Source organism: Vibrio sp. V43_P6S15P86 (assembly GCF_009904725.1).
Taxonomy (GTDB): Bacteria; Pseudomonadota; Gammaproteobacteria; order Enterobacterales; family Vibrionaceae; genus Vibrio; species Vibrio diabolicus.
Genome location: NZ_WXWT01000157.1, coordinates 1 through 5798, shown reverse-complemented (window position 1 = coordinate 5798; position 5798 = coordinate 1). Strand labels below are relative to the sequence as shown.

Below are 5798 nucleotides of genomic sequence, written 5' to 3'. Positions count from 1 at the left end.
ACCGTGTACTGCTAACGCCCTGTTAAGGGGTGAGCAACGCAATACTGAAGCTGCCGCAGACCACCCTAAACACTAAAAACAACGCATAGTGAAAATGCCACGCGTTGCGAATCCCTCTTGAACAGTTTGTTAGAGCGCAACTCACAGGTTGAACAGAACTTTCAAAAGAGAATTAACCAAGGAAGAAATTCCTAGAAATAGCACTACTGGCAAGCCTATCGCTATTATCAGTTTGAACTCGACAAATTGACCTACAACGGCATCACCATACCTACCACCCAGAAACTTTCTCGATTCGTCACCTACTGTCGATTTGACTTCATCTGTAACCGTCTTGCGATCTTTACCAATGAATTCTTTAAACAGCATAAAACCGAAAGGAGCGATAATAATTCCGGTGATAAGATATGAAATGTATTCAACTATATCGGTCATGTTCATACTTTTTTCTCCTGCGCTCTAACGCCCTGTTAAGGGGTGAGCAACGCAATACCAAAGCCGCCGCAAACCGCCTTAAACACTAAAATCAACGCATAGTGAAAATGCCACGCGTTGCGAATCCCTCTTGAACAGTTTGTTATGAGCCGGACTTGAGATAAACACCCACTTCTCTAAATTGAGATTTCAAATCCAGCATTTGTATGTGAGCCAGTACTATTTGGAATAGGTTAAACACTGCTGCTGCAAACATGCACCCAGCAACATAGCCAGACCACATTTTTTTGTCAGTCTGATATAACGTGTTGAAAGATAGAACAAAAAAAATGAGGCTAGAGAAACTTAATAAGTATTCATTACAACTATATAGGTACGAATTTGTCGAATAGTCATATTTGATTGTGACTTTTCCGCCTGCTCGTGCCAATTTTAGGTGAAGTGAGTTACCCACAGTTTTATAAGATAAATCATTTCTATCAAGTACTTGCTCTACTTTTTCCAACATTCTTCAATGTCCTCCATGACTATCTGGTTTAGCAGTACCACTAGCGTTGGTACTGCAATTTCTACAACTGTGTTCAATATGTACGAGGCTCATAACGCCGCGTTAAGGGGTGAACAACGCCACCACCTAACCTAAACCATTGTGCCATAAACACTAAAGCTAAACTTTGAACCTAAACCGCCAAGCGTTGAGAATCCCTCTTGAACGCCTTGTTAGCAATATGACGCCAACATTAAGCACTGAACTCTTTTAAAGCTGATATTGCCGCTTCGGCTTTGCTATTTTGAACAAAAACATGGTCGTGATAGTACGCCGCTATGACATTTGCACTTATGCCTTTTGAAGCTAATTTTGTTGCTACTGCTGCCGTTAGACCAACTGCCTCTAAACTAGAATGGACGGTCAATGTGATTTGACTATACGAGCCTTCAAAAGATAAACCCGCTTTTTCTGCTACTGATTTTTCAAGTACAAGAGTCAAACCTTCAGGCTCCATAAAAGTAGCTACTGGATTTAACTTGCAATACTCTTCTAGGCTTCCTGCAACAGTACAAAATACAAACTCAGCTTTAAGTAATTTGGGACGCATTGAACGTAGTAGTTCGTCTAAATCTGTAATTCCTGACATGCTTGATATTTCCTTGTATTGCTAACGCCCAATTAAGGTGTGAGGCACGCAATACCGATGCTACCGCATACCACCCTAATCACTAAAACTAACGCATAGTAAAAATGCCACGCGTGCCGAATCACTCTTAAATTGTTTGTTATGGCGCAATTCTCAAAGAAGGCCACCTTGCTAACCACCCTTTTGAATTTGCACGATTTTCAAAGGTTTCTCGTAACCTTTTAGGATTATATGTGACGCAGTAACTAAATAATGATTCAAAGCCAAACGCAGCAATACACTCATACTGACTTGGCCCTATTTGACGAACAGCAACCGCTGTTTCTTTTTCTGGCCAGTAACTCATTGCATCCAATGAACTTTGATAAGGTTCATCACCATTACGCTCATGCATTGTCGCTTGATTACGCACTTGCCAATTAAGCTTGGGCATGCGAGCTTTAAGAAGCACTTCGTAATCCAAGTGGGCATTGGAATTAGATTCCGTCGGATCAAAGTAGATTACATCGACGTCATTTAAAGGAGTCGGTTCGTTGAAATCATGCATTGAATCCCAAACTAAATTTCGCACGAAACCTGCTGCAATATAGCATTGAGGCAAACCCAATTGGGACACATGATAAAGTGCCTCAACTCTGATTGGGTCTTGTCTTATTAATTCTACGATTTTGTCCATTTTCGCCCTGCGCCATAACGCCCTGCTAAGGGGTGAGCAACGCAATACCGAAGCCGCCGCATACCACCTTAATCACTAAATTCAACGCATAGTAAAAATGCCACGCGTTGCGAATCCCTCTTGAGCAGTTTGTTAGTCGCGAGGCACCGAGCGACAATTTTAAGCCGAACTAAACTTTGCGAACAACAAACTTTATGTGCTTTGATGCATTTAAGTCAGGCGTAGTCTCAAAGCGACTACTCAATGAAACCACTTAGAACAAACAACGCCGTAGAAAACGGACTGACAACACCAAAAAGCGCTTTTGGAAAGCCAATCTCACAGTGCGGACTTTCAACAAAGTCACTGAAACTACGTGGAACTTACCACACCAGAGAAAACGTCATTTCTGCGAGTAAATCGGCTTTTGTACCCAACAAACTCACCGAGCGGAATTACAACCAAAAGCAGACTCTCGATTACCCTGCTCTGTCAGCACCAAAGAACAGAACAACCGCGAGGACACTTGCAAAACTTTGGACTTAAAACAGCTGAAATGAGTTTGGACCTACGACGATGAACCAGTGAACCGAACAATTAGCAGCCAAATTTTGAGCTTAAAAACATGATTTTGATTGCTAGCTTTTTCTGGCGACTAACGCCGCATTAAGGTGTGAGCAACGCTACTACCAAAGCTAAATATTGCACCGTAAACACGAAACCCAACCTTGAACTAAAAATGCCAAGCGTTGGGAATCACTCTTAAATGCTTTGTTAGCTACGTAGTTTCTTCTGATACCTTATGAGCGTATGACATTACTTTTGCAGAAACTGTAAATAACATATGTGCCGAAATCTTATACTTTTCTGATAGTTCAAAGATATTCAACGTCTCTTCACCTTTATCTGTACCGGGGTCAGGATAACGACCAGCCCAATATACAAAGTGGGTTAAACCACGTAAAACGGCCCTCTCCCTTTTATCCATGTTGGGAATAATGTTAACAAGGTCATGTAAACGGTGATGTCTATGCTTTTTCTCAATTTCTGTATAGCCGTCCACACCATGTTTCATTATAAGCATAGCTTTTAAGACAATTTCTAAACTATACCCTAGGAGCATCAACCCTACCCCGCAGTATTGACGATCACAAATTGATCTCACCAATACAGGCATTGTTTCAAAGTCAGGTTCATTTTTAAATAGAGTGTGGGCTGCTTGGCTTAGAGCTTCTGCTTGTGTCAGCCATAGAATTGGACTTTTTAGGTGCTTATTTTCTGGAACTTTGAAAGGATCAAAGTCACCTCCGCTATGCATCGCCTCAATCATTTGCCACTCAAAAACACCTCCTGCCCCATATCCAAACGGGTCTCGACCAAAGGCTTCACGATCAATTGTATTCATGCACTTTACCTTATTATTTTGATGAGTAGCTAACGCCCTGTTAAGGTGTGAGCAACGCAATACTAAAGCCTCCGCACACAACCTAAATCACTAAAATCAACGCATGGTAAAAATGCCACGCGTTGCGAATCACTCTTAAACAGTTTGTTAGCATGTTGTTTCCGCTACAAACTCATTCACTTGAGAGCGTGTTGTGAAACGTACTTTAGAACCGTGAAAATCTCTGAACAATTGCTGATGGAACTGTCGTGAACTTTTGGATTCGCGAACCGAGTATTCAGAAGCCCATTTTAATAATTCACGAAAATTCTTCTCCGCCTGTTCCTCATTAAGTTGCTTCGAGCTCTCCGAACCACGAGCATAAAGAGAACTTTCACATTCAGACCACTCTAAATCCAAAAACAACAGCATGTCAGCAGAAAAAATAAGCTGTTCGGCTAAAGCACCAAATACTCCCTCAACTACCCAGTTGCATTGAGACTTTATACTAGCAATTTCATTTTCGATTGCTCCGGTGGAGCGTTTTTGATTATAGCCACCTGGCTCCCATACAATCGAGTCCAAGTTAACTTCTTGCAACTGAAGTTTTCGGGATAACTGGTTCGACAACCAACTCTTGCCTGAGCCAGAATTACCGATGATGAGAATTTTCTTCATATTACTCCCGCATGCTAACGCCCTGTTAAGGGGTGAGCAACGCAATACAAAAGCCGCCGCATACCACCCTAAACACTAAAACCAACGCATAGTAAAAATGCCACGCGTTGCGAATCCCTCTTGAACAGTTTGTTAGGTGGGATTGTCGCACGCCATAAGCAATGCTTTCAGCTCTAAATTCAATGAAGCCTCACCAATTTTTCTTGCTGAATTTCCCAATTGATTGCGGTAATTACAATCGGCTCCCGCCTCTAATAATAACCTAACACCTTCGATATTCTCATTGATTGCAGCAATCATTAATGGTGAGTTGTAAACATACTCCTGAGTAAGAAGTAAATTGGGATCACCTCCATTATCAAGAAGTAGCTTTAATATTTTGTTATTGGAGAAGTTAGCAGATGCAAAAACTGGGCTATTCCCTTCATAATTCTGTATGTTGGGGAGCGCACCACTTGATAGTAAAGTTTTTACCAGTTCATGGTCACCAAGAAATGACGCCATGAGTAATAGTGACGCTCCACATGAATTGACTGTATTAACGTCCATTCCCTTCTTCAACAAACGTTGAGCATACGAGCTGCTTTTTCCCTCAATCATCTGATAAATTGCGATATTTATAGGACTACTAGGGTCGTTTCTGCTTTTGCAAGAACTTGAATCACTTGTCAAAAACACTATGGATAAAGCTGCTAGTAAAAATCGCTTCAAAATAATCCCTCCTAACGCCTTGCTAAGGTGTGAGTAACGCAATACAAAAGCTACCGCACAGCGCCTTAATCACCCAAAGCCACCGCATAGTAAAAATGCCACGCGTTACGAATCACTCTTAAGCAATTTGTTAGTACATGCGCTACTTCTATTTATGCGCTCCAAGATATTGAAAAGTGGCATGATATGAAAGGCTTTGAACACTGAAGTGAGACGGGCAGCTACAAAACTTAAACTAGATTAAGAGACAAAAGTTGGCTAGAAGAAAAACGCACTGAACTCCCCTACTTTTACTGGCTTCAAATTTGAAAAGGATTCGATCCTTGCACTTCGACGGCAACACCAAAGAAAGGCAATTCTGACTTAGTGAGAACCACGAAAGAGAAGAAGCGCCAAAGAAATAGGCTAAGAGTTAGAAACCGTAAACGGTGAAATCAAAGCAAACACTCCACATATAGTGCCACCGGAAAGAACGTGAAAGGTACAAACTGAAAGATGTAAAGACGAACACCAAAACAGATAAACACCAAAACTGATGACCTTTGATGTCAAACCCGTACTAACGCTCTGTTAAGGGGTGAGCAACGCAATACTGAAGCCGCCGCATACCACCCTAAACACTTAAACCAACGCATAGTAAAAATGCCACGCGTTGCGAATCCCTCTTGAACAGTTTGTTAACTGAGCGCCTTTCAGTTTTCGCCGATCTTACAGCCACTTTAGCCAAGGCTGGTTTTCCTAATTAATGATTAGTAAAGCTAACTCAAATATGTATTTAACTAAAAGATTACCGTTTATC

7 protein-coding genes are annotated in these 5798 nt (G+C 41.5%); all 7 read right to left on the bottom strand.

Going from position 1 to position 5798, the window contains the following annotated elements:
• Positions 1-141: 141 nt before the first annotated feature.
• A complete protein-coding gene (locus tag CAG69_RS06950; RefSeq protein WP_161443372.1) occupies positions 142-441 on the bottom strand; it encodes a hypothetical protein in 300 nt (99 codons plus the stop codon).
• Positions 442-577: 136 nt separating this feature from the next.
• Positions 578-943, bottom strand: coding sequence for a hypothetical protein (locus tag CAG69_RS22495; RefSeq protein ID WP_161443370.1), 366 nt, complete (start codon positions 941-943; stop codon positions 578-580).
• Between the two features lie 232 nt (positions 944-1175).
• Positions 1176-1571, bottom strand: a complete 396-nt coding sequence (locus CAG69_RS06935; RefSeq protein WP_029858118.1) for an ACT domain-containing protein — start codon at positions 1569-1571, stop codon at positions 1176-1178.
• Positions 1572-1710: 139 nt separating this feature from the next.
• Positions 1711-2247, bottom strand: coding sequence for a nucleotidyltransferase family protein (locus CAG69_RS06925; RefSeq protein ID WP_161443366.1), 537 nt, complete (start codon positions 2245-2247; stop codon positions 1711-1713).
• 757 nt (positions 2248-3004) lie between these two features.
• Positions 3005-3631 (bottom strand): hypothetical protein, encoded by a 627-nt coding sequence (locus CAG69_RS06915; protein WP_161443364.1) that lies wholly within the window; start codon positions 3629-3631, stop codon positions 3005-3007.
• A 147-nt stretch (positions 3632-3778) separates the two neighbouring features.
• A complete protein-coding gene (locus tag CAG69_RS06910) occupies positions 3779-4288 on the bottom strand; it encodes an AAA family ATPase (protein ID WP_054868433.1) in 510 nt (169 codons plus the stop codon).
• A gap of 132 nt (positions 4289-4420) precedes the next feature.
• A complete protein-coding gene (locus tag CAG69_RS06900; RefSeq protein ID WP_017821397.1) occupies positions 4421-4999 on the bottom strand; it encodes an ankyrin repeat domain-containing protein in 579 nt (192 codons plus the stop codon).
• Positions 5000-5798 lie beyond the last annotated feature (799 nt).